16 protein-coding genes are annotated in these 16231 nt (G+C 33.1%); 2 read left to right on the top strand and 14 right to left on the bottom strand.

Going from position 1 to position 16231, the window contains the following annotated elements; genetic code table 11:
• Positions 1 to 234: 234 nt before the first annotated feature.
• The 7 genes from AT726_RS08685 to AT726_RS08655 form a co-directional block, all read right to left on the bottom strand.
• Positions 235 to 1350 (bottom strand): aminopeptidase, encoded by a 1116-nt coding sequence (locus AT726_RS08685; protein WP_055277346.1) that lies wholly within the window; start codon positions 1348 to 1350, stop codon positions 235 to 237.
• A gap of 8 nt (positions 1351 to 1358) precedes the next feature.
• The gene (locus AT726_RS08680; protein WP_055277344.1) at positions 1359 to 1895 is read right to left on the bottom strand and encodes a DUF402 domain-containing protein; all 537 of its coding nucleotides are present in this window, start codon (positions 1893 to 1895) and stop codon (positions 1359 to 1361) included.
• Positions 1896 to 2163: 268 nt separating this feature from the next.
• A complete protein-coding gene (locus tag AT726_RS13225) occupies positions 2164 to 2304 on the bottom strand; it encodes a hypothetical protein (RefSeq protein WP_237297059.1) in 141 nt (46 codons plus the stop codon).
• Positions 2292 to 2645 carry an arsenate reductase family protein gene (locus AT726_RS08670; protein ID WP_055244863.1) on the bottom strand — a complete coding sequence of 118 codons (354 nt, stop codon included), beginning with the start codon at positions 2643 to 2645 and terminating at the stop codon, positions 2292 to 2294. Before AT726_RS08670 ends, AT726_RS13225 begins: the two co-directional genes overlap by 13 nt.
• Positions 2646 to 2802: 157 nt before the next feature.
• Positions 2803 to 3003: an alpha/beta-type small acid-soluble spore protein gene (locus AT726_RS08665; protein WP_055244865.1), complete on the bottom strand. Its 201-nt coding sequence runs from the start codon at positions 3001 to 3003 to the stop codon at positions 2803 to 2805.
• Between the two features lie 144 nt (positions 3004 to 3147).
• Positions 3148 to 3348: an alpha/beta-type small acid-soluble spore protein gene (locus tag AT726_RS08660; protein WP_068759399.1), complete on the bottom strand. Its 201-nt coding sequence runs from the start codon at positions 3346 to 3348 to the stop codon at positions 3148 to 3150.
• A 90-nt stretch (positions 3349 to 3438) separates the two neighbouring features.
• Positions 3439 to 4302, bottom strand: coding sequence for a hypothetical protein (locus AT726_RS08655; RefSeq protein WP_068759398.1), 864 nt, complete (start codon positions 4300 to 4302; stop codon positions 3439 to 3441).
• A 112-nt stretch (positions 4303 to 4414) separates the two neighbouring features.
• On the opposite strand from AT726_RS08655, the gene AT726_RS08650 reads away from it, so the two are divergent.
• Positions 4415 to 5146: an ATP-binding protein gene (locus AT726_RS08650; RefSeq protein ID WP_055244868.1), complete on the top strand. Its 732-nt coding sequence runs from the start codon at positions 4415 to 4417 to the stop codon at positions 5144 to 5146.
• A 20-nt stretch (positions 5147 to 5166) separates the two neighbouring features.
• On the opposite strand, the gene AT726_RS08645 is transcribed toward AT726_RS08650, so the two are convergent.
• Both AT726_RS08645 and AT726_RS08640 read right to left on the bottom strand, forming a co-directional pair.
• Positions 5167 to 5826 (bottom strand): DUF421 domain-containing protein, encoded by a 660-nt coding sequence (locus tag AT726_RS08645; RefSeq protein ID WP_055244870.1) that lies wholly within the window; start codon positions 5824 to 5826, stop codon positions 5167 to 5169.
• Between the two features lie 55 nt (positions 5827 to 5881).
• Complete coding sequence (locus AT726_RS08640) at positions 5882 to 8287, bottom strand: DUF3656 domain-containing U32 family peptidase (protein WP_055244872.1); 2406 nt, start codon at positions 8285 to 8287, stop codon at positions 5882 to 5884.
• Between the two features lie 221 nt (positions 8288 to 8508).
• On the opposite strand from AT726_RS08640, the gene AT726_RS08635 reads away from it, so the two are divergent.
• Positions 8509 to 9594 carry an LCP family protein gene (locus AT726_RS08635; RefSeq protein WP_055244874.1) on the top strand — a complete coding sequence of 362 codons (1086 nt, stop codon included), beginning with the start codon at positions 8509 to 8511 and terminating at the stop codon, positions 9592 to 9594.
• An 853-nt stretch (positions 9595 to 10447) separates the two neighbouring features.
• On the opposite strand, the gene AT726_RS08630 is transcribed toward AT726_RS08635, so the two are convergent.
• The 5 genes from AT726_RS08630 to splB form a co-directional block, all read right to left on the bottom strand.
• The gene (locus tag AT726_RS08630) at positions 10448 to 11890 is read right to left on the bottom strand and encodes a glycoside hydrolase family 1 protein (protein WP_055244876.1); all 1443 of its coding nucleotides are present in this window, start codon (positions 11888 to 11890) and stop codon (positions 10448 to 10450) included.
• Positions 11891 to 11906: 16 nt separating this feature from the next.
• Positions 11907 to 13481 (bottom strand): glucose PTS transporter subunit IIA, encoded by a 1575-nt coding sequence (locus tag AT726_RS08625; RefSeq protein ID WP_201023051.1) that lies wholly within the window; start codon positions 13479 to 13481, stop codon positions 11907 to 11909.
• Complete coding sequence (locus AT726_RS13060) at positions 13475 to 13783, bottom strand: PTS transporter subunit EIIB (RefSeq protein ID WP_201023050.1); 309 nt, start codon at positions 13781 to 13783, stop codon at positions 13475 to 13477. Before AT726_RS13060 ends, AT726_RS08625 begins: the two co-directional genes overlap by 7 nt.
• A 128-nt stretch (positions 13784 to 13911) precedes the next feature.
• A complete protein-coding gene (licT, locus tag AT726_RS08620; RefSeq protein ID WP_068759397.1) occupies positions 13912 to 14754 on the bottom strand; it encodes a BglG family transcription antiterminator LicT in 843 nt (280 codons plus the stop codon).
• A 373-nt stretch (positions 14755 to 15127) separates the two neighbouring features.
• Complete coding sequence (gene splB, locus AT726_RS08615) at positions 15128 to 16147, bottom strand: spore photoproduct lyase (protein WP_055244155.1); 1020 nt, start codon at positions 16145 to 16147, stop codon at positions 15128 to 15130.
• Between the last annotated feature and the right edge of the window lie 84 nt (positions 16148 to 16231).

Raw genomic sequence — 16231 nt, 5'->3', positions numbered from 1 at the left:
TTTTTTCGAAACTTTTTATTTCGTTTCATTTTTTTGTTATCGCTCTTGCGACTTCTTAATAATATCATACCTGTCGAAAGTTGTCAAACGTTTTTTAAAAGTTTTTTTGTTTTCGACATTTATTTCATCGGTCGTTGGCGACTTGATTATAATATCATCATAACTTCACAATGTCAACACTTTTAAATATATTTTTTTGAAAATATAAAAGGACCTAGTAGGCCCTTGATCTACTTAAATTAAGTTTTCAGGATTTAAGCATTCTAACTCTGGTAAAACAAATCGACCATTTTCCCTGATAAGAACATCATCAAAGTAGATTGATCCTCCACCATACTCTTCTCTTTGAATTAATACTAAATCCCAATGTATTGCTGAACGATTTCCATTATCTGCTTCTCCCTCATATGCTTGACCTGGAGTGAAATGTAAACTTCCATCAATCTTTTCATCAAACAAAATATCTCCCATTGGATGTTTAATAAGAGGATTCACACCAATTGCAAATTCTCCAACATAACGTGCCCCTTCATCCGTATTAAAGATCTCGTTCAATCGTTCAACATCATTATCTGCAGTTGCGTTTATGATTTTCCCATCTTTAAACTCTAATTTTACATTATTAAAGACAGTACCTTGATATGGACTTGGGGTATTATATTGGATTATACCATTTACACTTTCTCGCACTGGTGCGGTAAATACCTCTCCATCCGGAATATTACAATCACCTGCACAAGGAATTGCTTGTAATCCTTTAATTGAAAAAGTTAAATCTGTACCTGGTCCTGTGATATGGACTTTATCAGTTCTTTCCATTAATGCCTTGAGATTCTTCATTGCTTCATTCATCTTTGAGTAATCAACTAGACATACATCTAAAAGAAAATCTTCAAATTGCTCCAAACTCATTTTAGCTTTTTGCGCTAAAGAAGGTGTTGGATAATTTAATAAAACCCATTGTTTTGTATTAACAATCAAATTGGATACTGGTCTTCCGACTCTTGCTTGCATAACTTTAATTTCTGTAGGTACATCACTGTATTCTGAATCATTTTCATCTGCAAACACGGAAATAAATGCATCAATATCTTTATATTTTTCAAGATTCCATCCAGTTACTTTCTCCATTCTTTCTTCTGTATTCCCTAAAGATAATTCACGACCAATCTCATCATCTAAGATTTCTGTATGTGGATAGGCTCCAATACGATATGTATGTTTAATTAATTCTTTAATTAATGGTTTTGCTAAAATATTTCCTTTAATTAGGACGTGTTGTCCCGCTTCTACTTTATTAGAATACTCTAATAATGTTTTAGCTAATTTTTCTAATCTTGGATCACGCATGTTCTCACTCACCTTTTCAATAATCGATTCTTATATACGTAGTACCAATGTTCTGCAAAACCAGGTGCAAATGGCCCACGTCGTGTTTCAATCATATTTATAAGAATATCTAATTGTTGCTTAATAATTTCTTGAACCTCTAATGAATATCCCATTTCATTACTATGTTTGTGATATTCATCCTCATCTAAAATCCTATAACTTAAATCCGGAAAAACTTTTACATCTAAATCATAATCTATATATTTAATCGTTTGTTGATCGTAAACAAATGGGGAACTTAAATTACAATAGAAGTAAACCCCATCCTTACGAAGCATACATAAAACATTAAACCAATATTGGGTATAGAAATAGCAGACTGCTGGCTCTCGTGTATACCACGTTCTCCCATCAGCTTCCATAACTAATGTTTTATTATTTGCCCCAATTACAACTTCATCTGAAATATCTAAAATTGTAGTTTCATGCCATATTCTATGAATTTTAGAGTTATGTTTATAACTATGTATTTCAACTGTTTGACCAATTTCCGGATAATTCACCTCTCATCCCTTCTTTCCCTACATTTCATTTTTCCCTATTAATGTATTATTTTACCATAAATATTAGCATCAATCATAGACTAAAGGTAAGAAGTTATTTTTTTATACAAAAATGGTACAGATTCAAATGCATAGATTTTTTCAACGCACTTTCCTTTTTTATGAATCATTATGCAAGGCACTGACATTATTTCAAGGTCAATCGCCATATCCCCATAGTAATTTAAGTTTATTTGTGTCATGTTAAGATCCGGCATGGCTGCTTTAATTACTTGTAACATTTTTTTGCAACATGACATGTCCCACATGTTGGAGTATAGGCTAATGTAATCACTAAGCACTCCTGTTTCCAAATCTCTTTTAGACTTTCATAGTCTACATTCATTAAGTTTTGATTTATTTTTTCCATGATGTTTCATACACCGCTTCTTTGAATCCTAGCGTCACTTTTTCGTTATCGAATGCCAGTGGACGTTTTACTAGCATTCCATCGCTTGCTAATAATTCATAGCACTCTTCTTCGCTCATAGTTGAAAGTTTATCTTTTAAGCCTAATTCACGGTATTTCATTCCACTTGTGTTAAAGAACTTTTTAATTGGTTCTCCCGATTTTAGATGTAATTGTTTGATTTCTTCTTTAGATAATGGTTCTTCTACAATATGACGGATTTCTGCCTCTACATTGTTATCTTTTAACCACTTTACTGCTTTTTTACATGTTGTACATTTTGGATAAATTAAAATATTCATATTATTTCCTCCTTTTTCTATAATTATATCTAAGATTTAATACCATGTCAGTTATTATAACCTATGCTTTTAATTTAACAAAAAAACGATCTTTTAAAGATCGTTTTTTCGTTTTGATGTAGTTTGTAGTCGTGTTGATTAGTTTTTAATAGTGTTATTATTTTGTTTGTCCTAATTGTTGTTGAGCCATCGCTACTAATCGTTTAGTGATTTCTCCACCAACTGAACCATTTTGACGAGCTGTTGTATCTGCTCCTAATTGAACACCAAATTCATTAGCAATCTCTGCTTTCATGTTATCGATTGCTGCTTGTGCTCCTGGTACGACTAATTTATTGCTATTTGATTGGTTTGACATGTTTGTCACCTCCTGACAATCTTAATATGTGTAGTTTCGACAAATTAATACATAACATTTGTTTTTATTTGAAAATAGTTTATTAAAAATATAAAAAGAGGAGAATCGAGTTCTCCCCTTTATTGTGCATATATTTTTGAATAACTATTTTGTTTGTCCTAATTGTTGTTGAGCCATCGCTACTAATCGTTTAGTGATTTCTCCACCAACTGAACCATTTTGACGAGATGTTGCATCTGCTCCTAATTGAACACCAAATTCATTAGCAATCTCTGCTTTCATGTTATCGATTGCTGCTTGTGCTCCTGGTACGACTAATTTATTGCTATTTGATTGGTTTGACATGTTTGTCACCTCCTGACAATCTTAATATGTGTAGTTTCGACAAACATATACAATCCGTTCGACATTTTTTCAAAGTTTTTAAATATTTTATTATTTTAAGTCAGAAATAGAAATGGCTTTATTTTTTACCTCAGTCGGTATTTGAATAATTTCATTTGAATTTAATAGATTAACCGATAAATTAAAATACATTGCTTCAACCTCTTCACTTGGAAGTTGCAAAAATAAATTGGGATAATCACGTGCTAAGTTTCTAATTAACTCTTGAATTCCATTACTATAGCTCACATCCATTTGTGTGATCTGTTGTTCTTGCTTATTTATTGTTATTCTATAGTTTACACTCTTTGCTTTTTGTATTAATTGATCAAGATTAATATCATTAGAGATATTTAACACATTACTTATTAGTTGTTTTGTTAAAAAGTCTGCGTCAGATAGTGGAAGTCTCAATTCTACTATCTGATTTTGCTCTCTATCATCTATTATTTCTATCCAATCATCTGAATTTTGAAATTTAGACTTTTTGAAAAGTTTAGGAATCTTTTGAAATATAGTTAATGAGCCATTTGATATTTCTTTAAACCACTGTCCATGATTTATATTCATATAATTTATTTTTGAATTTAGGTCAATATACTGAGTTAATTCTGCTGTCATCGGTGAAACACCTTTGCCATTTAACTTCATTAAATAAGTCATATATAAAACTGAATCATCTGACTTCTGTGAAAATCCCCCATCCCCTACCACACTCATTTCATATCCTAAAATATTATATTCACTATTTAATTCAACAGCGTATCCATTTTGATGAAGTGTATTTTTAACAACGGATTCTAGAAATTGGAGTTCACGATAGTTGTTGTAGCGATCGGTTTTTGTAATCCAATATCCACAAGCTATTGATATAATCAGTACGGTGATGAATACGATGAGATGGTTTCTTTTCATGACTTCTTATTTTCTCCTTTTTGTTTATTTTACCATATTAAATAAGTTTGTCAGATGATTGTTTTTTTTGAGTTTATTCGTTATAATGTCTACCGAAAGGTCGGTGAGTGTTATGAAAAAGATCTTAGGTTGTATCCGAAAAGCAGATCGAGATTTTTCTTTAATCGAAGATGGTGATAAAATCGCTGTTGGGGTAAGTGGTGGAAAAGATAGTATGGCGTTATTATACGCTCTACATTTATATCAAAAGTTTGCTCCTGTTAAGTTTGAGTTAGTGGGGATTACGTTAAAGCTAGGTTTCCCTGGGATGGATTTTAATCCTGTTGTGGAATTCTGTGAGAAACATGGAATTGAGTATCATTTAGTCGATACTGAAGTTTATGAAATCTTAAAGTTAAATGGAACTCCAGATGGAAAGATTCCTTGTTCATTATGCTCTAAGTTCAAGAAGGCTATCTTAATTAAGAAAGGCACTGAGCTTGGATGTAATAAGATTTCGATGGCGCATCATGCTGATGATGCAGTTGAGACGTTAGTCATGAATACAATTTACAACGGGTTCTTATCAACATTCAAACCAAAAATGTACTTAGATCGTACAGACGTAACGTTTATTCGTCCACTTGTTTATTGCTATGAAGATGATATTATTGCGGCAGCAAATCGTCATGTTCCTATTGTGCCAAGTACTTGCCCTATGGATAAGCACACAAGTCGCGAAGATGTGAAGCAATTATTAAAGAAATTATATGCTGAGTTCCCAATGGCAAAACAAAATATGTTAAATGCATTATCTAATGGAGATCGTGTTTCATTATTTAATGATTTCAATGATAAAGAATAAGTGTCGTGATTTCACGACACTTATTTTAATGTAAGCTTTTGAATGCCTTGTTTTGTATAAATAACTAGTTTATGTTCTTCATAAAAAAGATAATCTACTTGCTCTAGTTTATAAAATTGATGATTTTCTAATTGTGTCATTAACCACTCTTCATTCTTCCCTAAGCTTTGAAGTGCCTTAGGTTTGATTTGTCCTGAAATAACGAGTGCTAATGGGAAAGTTTTAGTTGGTAATTTCTTTTCAAAGATAGTGAGTTTCCCATTTTTCTCAATAATTCCGTACTGGACGTCTTCCGGAGCTACTATGTTTTGTCCACGAAGTAGCATCATAAAGTCATCGAGATCAATACGGAGTTTTTTTAATTCACCGTAATCGACGCTTCCATTTTTAATGACCATCGATGGTTCGCCTTCAACAACATCACGTGCTTTGGGATGATTAATCTGAATTTTAGCCATTATAATTTGAAGAGCAACGATAACTAGTACACCACCGAGTGCATCTAACCAGTATTGTTCTTCAACAATTCCACCTGCTGCGACATTGGCAATTAAAATATTGATAACAACATCTACCGTACTTAGTTGGTTAACTTCACGTTTACCCATGATTTTATAACATATGAGTAGGACCACATAAAATAAGGCGGCTAATAATAAAGATAGCAACACTTGCAACATAAAAAAATCCCCTTCAGAAAAGTTTAACTTTTTCTATTATGGGGATTTTTTTTTATTATATACAAACTCCGCGATGGTAATGTCCTTTTGTGTAATCATCTGAGTTCTTGTACTGGGCAAGCCAGTCAGAATCAACTTTACCTGTTTGAAGGGCTGTTTGGTAAGCATGAATTGCTTGGGTCATAGTTGCTTCGTTTTCATTTGTGAATTCTAAGCGGAAACTTTGAACACCCATCTTTTGTAATTCTGATAAGAATTCGATGAGAATCAGGTGTTGTGAGTTGAAGATTTCTGTGATGCAGTTTCCAGTGCGAAGTAATGGTAAGATTTTATTTTTGCGGTCACGTAGGCCGAATGGTGTGCTTAAGCACATGCGACAGAATTCTTGTTGATTTAAAAGTTTGACTGGGCAGTGCTTTGTAATCATCATTGGAATACGTGTGTAGACAATCATTTCTGTTGGAAGTGGAGATTGTTTAACGAGTCCACGTAATTGTTTTTGGTTAATTTCATAAGATAATGTGACTTGTGATACACCTAGTTGTTTTAAAGCTTGGATACTTTGAACGTTATTTGTGTTAAAAGCAAAGTCTGTTAGGAAAGTATAGCCTTTGTTTTGTAGGGCGTGATACATTCCGTATTCACCAAGCATGATGGTTTGAAGTGGTAAGCTTTCGATGATTTGTGTTGCTTGCTCGATTTCAGAGTCATCAATGATACGTGGCAGTTGAGGAATGATGGTTACGCCGTGTGCTGCTCCTAGTTCAACTGCCTTTTTCAGTGTTTTGATATCCTTATAATAGATGGTTTCAATGTTGTGGTTAAGGACAGTTTGTAGCTGTTTGATGTTTCGGACACTAACTGTGAGTTGTGGGGTGATGGTTGTTGTGTCTAAGTTAGAAACGGTTGGTTGGATTTCTCGACGTTGGCGACCGGCATGATGTTGCGTACGATTTTTTTCAAGCTTTTCTAATAGTTCACGTCGGATTTTGTTAATGATTGAAATAGGCATGGTAATACCTTCATCCATATTAATATTGATGTATGCAAACGAGAATGCGGTACTTCCTGTTTTTTCAAGTTGTTGTTTTAAACGATCTTGACTTAATGGGGTGTTCGTTGCTGTTTCAAACACTTCTTCTGTTTCAACTGTGACCATGTTTGAGTCATTATCCCAGGCCATGATTTTTAATGGTTCACCTAGTTTGGCACTCACTTCACCATAGATATCAATTTTAGGAACTGATTTTTCTGTTACTTCAACGCGTTTAGCTAAAGAAACGGATGTTGTTTTATAAACTTTCATGCCTTTTGATACTGGGAATGGTGCATCTAAATCAACGTTACCTGGATTCGCAAGTTTCACATCATTTCCTTTAACAAACATTTTTTGAACTTGTAATCCTTGATCTTTGCTGTTTAATCCGACGAAGCGTAAGCCGTCTCCAACTTCGAGTGGTGATTTAAGATTAATCGTAACTCGTTTTCCTTTGACATTAACAACTTCTCCGATTAAGATTCCTTTGTGATTTGGACGATCGGCGCTCATCCAATTGAGACCTTTGTCTCCAAATAAGAATCCTTTCGTAAATCCACGACTAAAAATTTGATCCATGTCTGCATGAGTTTGTTTTGAGATTTTAACTCGGCGGGTTTCTACATATTGATCGATAGCTTCACGATAAGCTTTAACAACTGTCGCGACATATTCTGGTTTTTTTAGACGTCCTTCGATTTTAAATGAAGTGACTCCCGCTTCGATAAGTTCCCCAATTTCATCAATGGTTTTTAAGTCTTTAGGACTTAATAGAAAGTCTCCGACATTTGAATCAAGTGTTTCTCCACTTGATAAATCGACAAGTTCGTATGGAAGGCGACATGTTTGAGCACAGGCTCCACGGTTTCCGCTTCGAGCACCAATCATACTACTCATTAAACATTGTCCTGAATAACAAACACAAAGAGCTCCGTGAACAAATACTTCCAAGTCAATGTCCACTGCCTGTTTCATGGCTTTAATTTCTTCTAATGTATTTTCACGTGCCACAACAACGCGGTCTGCTCCAAATTGTTTAGCAAATTCGACACCTTTTGTGTTATGAAGTGTCATTTGGGTACTAAAGTGGAGTTCAAAGTCTGGATACATTTGTTTGACTAAGTGAGCAACCCCGATATCTTGAACGATGATAGCATCGACATCATTTAAATATAGAAAGTGAATATATTCTTTTAATGCTTCTAATTCTTGATCAAAGATGGTTGTATTAACAGTAACATAGACTTTAACGTTATGTAGATGGCTAAATTTAATGACTTCGATTAGTTCTTCATTTGTAAATGCTGCTTCTTTTCGTGCTCCAAAGGCTGCTCCACCTACATAGATGGCATCAGCTCCGTTTGTAACGGCCGCTAATAATCCTTCACGATGACCAACTGGTGCTAATAATTCAATAGTTGACATTTAATCCGCTCCATTTTTCATAATTTCTTTCATTGTAACATACTTAGGATAGTCGACCAATGACCAATTTTTTAGATTTTTTATAATTTCATGGTTATAACTACATAAATTTTGTAAAAAAATATTTAATGGGCAAGTTTTAATATTGTAATGACCTGTCGCATATTATAAAATGTTGTAGTTTAAGATACTAACACTATTTTAGAAACTAGGTGAAGATGATGAGTAAGGAAACTGTAAATCTTAATCAAGAAAAAGTTAAACAAAAGAAACCTAAGAAAAAGTATGGGTGCTTAAAAGGTGTTTTAATTTTTATATTAGTTTTATTACTTTTAGGTGGGGCTGTTTACGGAGCTGCCCATGTGATGTTATCTCGAATCAATCGTGAAGAATTAGAAGATTTAAATGTTTCTCAAGAAGTTTTAGATTTGAAAAAGGGAATGGGTGTCATGAATATTGCTTTATTTGGAGTCGATTCACGCGATGATGCTTACACAAATACTCGTTCTGATGCGATGATGGTCTTCTCATTCAATAGCAAGACAAATCAAGCTTATTTAACATCAGTTGTTCGTGATACATTTGCTTATATTAATGAAGATCATGGGTTTGAGAAAATTAATCATGCTTATGCTTATGGTGGACCAACACTCGCTGTTCAAGCTATTAACCAAAACTTTGATTTAGACATTCAAAAATATGTTACTGTAAATTTTAACGCAGTTGAATATATTATTAATAAACTTGGTGGGGTCGAAGTCGATGTACAAGATTATGAACTTCAAGAGTTAAATCGTGTCATTGCTGAGATGAATGTCGAAGTTAGTGGTGAAGAAGCAAACTTACTTGAAGGTACAGGGTTACAAACGTTAAATGGTCGTCAAGCAGTCGCTTATATGCGTATTCGTAAAGTAGGAAACGGGGACTATGAACGTATGGAACGTCAACGTCGAGTGATTACATTAGTCGCACAAAAAGCCTTCTCGTATAATAAGGTCAAATTACTTGGATTAATGAATGATTTCTTACCGTATATTCAAACTAATTTAACAACAAATGAAATTATTGCACTGGGAACTCAATTATTATTAAGTGGTGAGCGTGAAATCGAACAAGTTCAGTTACCACAAACAGAATTAAGTTATGGAGAAAAGTTAAGTGATGGACTATACTACTTAGTACCAACGACATTAGAGGAAAATGTAATTGAGTGGCACGATAAAGTTTATGGAACTGATCGCTATACCCCAACCAGTGGTGTGATGAATATTAATCAAAAAATTATTAATTATACTGGATTGTATTAATTCGAAAGCTCATAAGGATCAATGTATTCTTATGAGCTTTTTATTTATTACATATTTTAACCGCACTTATCTAGTATAATAAAGTCAGGTTTCAATTAAAGAAGGGGAAGAGGTGTACAAATTCTGATTGCCTTGTTATTAATTAATCTTACGTTGAGCTAGGTGAAATATTTTTCTATCAAGTTGACTGGACTTGATCAAGAACTCCATCACCATAAAAAAACCTATTATATCAATAAAGATTTGAAACTGAACTTGATTAAGAAAAAAGTAGAAGACACAATGAAATTTCAAGATTAAGATAATCCCCACTTTATATTTGACTAAAACTATAAACAGGCACCCAGAACCCAAACAGGTAAGAGAAAAAACGAGAGGTTTTGGCCCAATGTTATTTCGTTAAGTTACATTGGCTTAGTGGTTAGTTTTATTTTTTTACTTTGGGTAATTCTAACCTTTATCGTATTTAATAATAGCTTTTTAATCTCGGTATTTGTTTATACTATTTTAGCTTTCTTAGGAACACTTATTGGTTGAAAATCTAAAACCGTTAATCAAAAAATAGTTAGATTTCTCATTGTCATTGTAGTGCTCTTCTTAGTTCTATCTTTTATAAGGATGACTTAGCATGAAAAGACGCCGTTTTAAAAAACGGCGTCTTTTTCCTTTGGCTCTGTTAAACGAAAATATTATTATTTACTCTTTTCCTACTTGGAGGGAGCAAAATTTTCAAAAATAAGAACTCATAACTATTGGTATGAAGTGATTGACTACCAACAAGGATGTCTAACACAGCTTTTCTTTTTAATTTCAAGTGATGATTGGATAACTCTTTTGAAACTGTCGATCTTAATTATAAATTTTCTCCATTTGAAGCAATGACTTCTTTATACCAATAGTAACTATCCTTTTTGTAGCGGTTTAATGTTGCTCCTTCTTCCTCTTCTTCTCGGTCAACATAGACAAAACCATAACGTTTTTGGTAGCCATTTAACCAACTTAATAAGTCAGTAAAGGACCATGTACAATAAGCGATGACTTCACATCCTTCTGCCATAGCAATTTTCAATTCTTCAATGTGTTCTTTTAAGAAGGCAATTCGATATGGATCATGAATTGAACCATCCTCTTCTTTTTTATCGAAAGCACCTAATCCATTTTCAGAAATAATAATTGGCAAGTTGTAACGGCTTGTAATTTCTCGTAATCCATAACGTAATCCCATTGGATCGATGGTCCAGTCCCAGTCTGTTGTTTTTAAGTAAGGGTTAGATGGATTTTTAAATAGTCCTGGTTGCCCTGTAACTTGACCTGAACCTTTCACACCTGTGGTATTAAATGTTCCATAAGGTGTAACTCCATTGATTGGATTATATTCACATACACTTGTTTGATAATAATTGACTCCCATAAAGTCAATTTTTGAAGCGGCTTCTTTTAAAATTTGCTCATCTTCATTTTCAAACTGTGGAGCAATTCCTTTCTTTTGTAAATAAACAAACGTTGATTTTGGATAACGTCCATAAGCATACATATCCATCCACCAGAAGTTTTTCATATCATCAAAGTCCATTTTAGACATTGCATTGATTGGATTACAATCGATTGAATAACTCGGACTATAAGAAAAACTTGCTCCAATTTTTCCACTTGGAATCATTTGTTTAAATAATAAGACTGTTTTTGCATGCGCCATAAAAGCATGATGATTTGCTTGGTAGAAAGTTTTTTCATCATTGAATTTTCCTGGTGGATGCATCGCCGTTAACCACCCTAATGATGTAAATACATTTTGTTCATTTAATGTAATCCAGTACTTAACTTTACTTCCAAATCGCTCAAATAAAACTTTTGAATAATTGACAAAGTCATCAATAATACGTCGATCTTCAAATCCATTATATTGATCCACTAAAGCTTGTGGAAGATCCCAATGAAAAATCGTTACCATTGGCTCAATGTTATATTTTAGACATTCATCAATTAAGTCTTCATAAAACTTTAATCCTGCTTCATTAACTTCGCCATTTCCAGTCGGAATAACACGTGGCCATGAAATTGAAAAACGATACGTTTTAAGTCCCATTTCTGCCATGAGCTTCACATCTTCTTTGAAACGGTGATAGTGATCAACTGCCACATCACCTGTTGTTCCTTTATATGTTTTTCCTTCAATTCTAACAAATTGATCCCAGTTAGAAAGACCCTTTCCATCTTCTAAGTAAGCACCTTCCACTTGATAAGCAGCAGAAGCACTCCCCCATAAAAAATCTTTCGGCATTTTAAAGCTTGTCATTACTATATCCTCCTCATTAAATAATAGCTAATACTTGATCATTGGCTGTTACAACATCTTTTTTCTTAACAATTATATCCATAAACTGTTGACTATTTGTGATGATAATTGGCGTTACTAATTCATATCCTGCTTTTTTAATTTTTTCAATATCAAACTCTAAAATCACATCACCTGTCTTAATAGTATCTCCTTGCTTTCTATGAGGTGTGAAGTATTTTCCTTCTAAGTTAACAGTATCTAATCCAACATGGATTAATAACTCAACCCCTGTCTCACTTCTTAATCCAATGGCATGGTGTGTCTTGAAAAAGACATCTATTGTTCCATCAAATGGAGCAACAACTTGACCTTTTGTCGGGATAATGGCAACACCATTTCCCATTACTCCACTAGAGAAAGTGACATCATTTACTTGTGATAACTCAATCATATGTCCTTCTAAAGGGCTCACAATATTTAATCCTGTATTTAAAGGAATCGTAACTTTCTCTTCTAACATTTCTTCATCATCTTCTTCAACCGGATCTTCGAATCCAATCACATAAGTAATAATAAAGGTTGAAACAACTGTTACCCCTAACGTGATTAAAATATATAAAAAGCTTTGCGGATTTCCTTCTTCAAGATATTGTGGAATGGTTACAATTGCTGGTGTTGCTACTCCATAACATTTCATTTGGAAGAAACCACCGACTAATCCCCCCATTAATCCTCCTAAACAAGCTCCGATCATTGGTTTTTTAAATCGTAAGTTCGTTCCGTATAAAGCAGGTTCTGTAATTCCTGCAACTAAAGCCGAAAATGCTGATGACCCTGCGCTCTGTTTAATATCAGAATTTTTTGATTTGATTGATACCGCTAATGCTGCCGCTCCTTGGGCCATATTTGCACAGAATTCTGCAATACAAATAAATCCTTCAAATCCTGTTGTGGCTAAAACTCCTAATTTAATTGGTGTAAAGGCATGATGCATTCCTGTCATAACCACAAACGGGAAGACAGCCGCTACTAATCCAACTGCAATAAAACCTAACTTATCTTGAATAAAATAAACAGCAGTTGATAACATATCACCAAAGATAGCTCCTAGTGGACCAATGACAACCATAACGATTGGTGCAATAAATAACATCACTAACATTGGTTTTAAGAAGTTTTTTGTAATTTTTGGCGTAATTTTATCAACAAATTGTTCAATATAAGGTAAGACTGCTACTGATAAAATAATCGGAATAACTGAATAAGAATAATTAGCATAAGTAACTGGGATTAAGTTAAAGAACTTGACTGTTTGTCCTGCTTCATTTGCTCCCTTTAAAAGAGAGATAAAGTTTGGATGTAAAATAATCAGTGCAATACTCACGGCATAATATGGATTAGCATTAAATCGTTTTGCAGCTGACATTCCAATTAATACTGGCATGAAGAAGAAAGCTCCATCTCCAATAACTGATAACAGTTCATAAGTTTGACTTGTGTTACTTAATATCCCTATCATCGGTAAAACAGTTAATAAAACTTTGATCATCGCCGCTCCAATAATGGCTGGGATAACGGGAGACATAACACTTGAAATGATATCTAACATTTCAGAAATGATATTTTGATTTTTTTCTCTATTTTTTTTGCCGATGTTTTTTCTTTGAAATTACCAAGCGCACAAATTTCTTTATAAACTGACGCCACTTCATTACCAATAATAATTTGATATTGGCCACTTTTTTTCATGACCCCAATCACACCTTTAATCTTTTTCACCTGCTCATCATCCACTTGACTTTCATCTTTTAATACAAAGCGAAGTCTTGTCATACAGTGAACAACAGATTCTACATTCTCCTTTCCTCCAAGTTTTTCAAGAATTCTTTCAGCTAATTTCTTATAATCCATTTTTTCTTCCTCCATTCATTTAAAAATCAAATGAAGTTTTGCCTACATATATAGATTTTCATCTATAGCGTAGTTACAATCTTACTATATATAATAAGCTGATGGATTATCCAGCATTATTAACTATCTTAAATTGTTGCTTTTGTTCTAATTCGTTCAATATGAATCATTAAATATAATTGCTCCTCTAATGATAAATCATAATTATATTCATGCTCGATTAATTCTTTTATTTTTAAAACGCATTCATAACTCTCATGATACTTTTCTTTTAAAATGAAGAATAATTCCGTATCTTCTTCTTCATAAACAGCATTACTAAAAACACGTTGTGCAAAAAATTTTAAATGTGTAATGAAACGATAATACGTACTAGACTCTTCATTAAACTCTACTTTAAAGTGATATTTAATAACACTTAAAACTTGCTGCATCACTTTAGTGATATTTGCAATATTTATCATATCGTTATTAAGTTCAGCATTCACAATATGATAAGCAATATACCCTGCTTCATCTTCTTCAAATGCAACTCCAAAATCCTGATGAATCATTTCTAATGCTCTTCGACCAATTTCGTATTCATCAGCAAATAATCGTTTGATTTCCATTAACAATGGATTTTTAACTTGAATTCCTTGTTGATAACGTTCAATTGCACCATGAATATGTTCTGTTAAACTCACGTAAATAATTTCATTTAACTTTTTATTATATTCTTTTTCAAATGTCGAAATAATTTTACGAGTTAACAAAATATATTCCTGTGGTAAGTCAGAGACAATACTAATTAATTTATTATTAATGTTCTTATTTTTACACGAAAATATTTTATAATTTAAGTTCGTTAAATCAACTTGTTGGTTTCCTTTCTTTCCAAAAGCAATTCCTTTTCCCATTACAATTATTTCTTCACCATTTTCATCTAAAGATATAAATGCATTATTATTTAATACTTTTTCAATATACATTTATCTTCCTCTCCTATCATCAAGCTAACCTCAAAATGAATATAAAAAAGGCAAAACCCTCCCTATAGAAGTGGGTTTTGCCTGCCTAACCAGTTACAATCCATATCATCATCATATCATGCGAATATCTATTTGTAAAGATTTGGGATAGCGTTTTACAAAAATAATTAATTTGAAAATATTTAAAGACTATAAGCTCATCACCCAAACGCATTGTTGATTTTAAAAAAATATTTTCTTATTTAAAATGACGTTTAAATTATATGGAAAACAACTCATTTTAACACTTAAATTCATCGTTTTAATAGAAAAAATCATCAAGGGCTATTTCTGGTAAAGACTCAGAATATAAATAAAATTTTCCCTTCTACAACTAGATAATATACTTAATTTCATAAGGAAATGGAAGATGTTTTAATCCGAATTCAAAGAGTTCTTTGATTTCAGCGATAACTTCTTTTGGATAGACATATTTTCCATAACCAAATTGACCATATTTATAAGTCCGTTCAGCTTCATTCATGGGAAGTTGGCTTTCTTCAAAGACTTGAAGGATATGGTTTTTAGCGGTTGGTGTAAATCGATGGGAGATGATTTCAAAAGTGATGGGATGTTGTGACTCTTCATTTGGAAGAAAGTCTTTTAACATTTTAATAAGCATGAGGTAATCCTCTTTCCAGTTGGGATAGATGAAAACCGGCGCAATTAAAAATCCAACGGGGTATCCTGCTTTTATTGCTTTGCGGGCTGCTTCAATTCGTTGTTTTGCTCTTGGGGTCCCATGTTCGAAACTTTCAATGACGGTATCTGTATTAATAGAAAAGCGCATTTCAGTATGCCCATTATGTTTGAGATGAAGTAAGTCATCTATATCGGTGAATTTTGTGACAAAGCGAAATCTTGTATTAGGATCTTTAGCAAAAAATTCAATGGATTTAGCTAAGGCATGCGTATAGGGTTCAACAGGGACAGGATCTGAGGTTGCGGATCCTTCAAAAATGGTTGGTTTAAATTTCCCTGTCTGTGTATATCGTTTTGCTTTTTTCAAAATGTCATCGAGATTGACATAGATACGCGTAAAAGGCTTATCTTTGAGATTCGTGTTTAGATAGCAATATTCACATTTTCCGATGCAACCTGTGACCAGTGGAAGTTGATAGTGAGCAGATGGTTTACATGATTGAAATTCAAGAGTACGGCGTACGCCAATGACAAGAACTCGCTTCCCTATTTCATACTTTTCTTGCACACTTTTCCCACGTAAAAAGTTCACACGATTACTTTCCAGAATATCGACAGGAATCTGCATATCTTCAAACTGCTTTTTTAACTCTTTCCCTAGTGTATAATCTAATGCTTCTTTTTCGATATAAACATGCTTAGGTTTAAACATAAAAATCATCCTTTCTTATTTTATTATTTTAAATCGTCGGAAAAATATCGATGTTTTTTTACAAAAGATGACGAAATCATCACT

Origin of the sequence: Turicibacter sp. H121 (assembly GCF_001543345.1) — a bacterium.
Lineage (GTDB): Bacteria > Bacillota_I > Bacilli_A > MOL361 > Turicibacteraceae > Turicibacter > Turicibacter bilis.
Note: the sequence above shows the minus strand (reverse complement) of the source record. Positions and strands in the feature narration are given on the sequence as shown.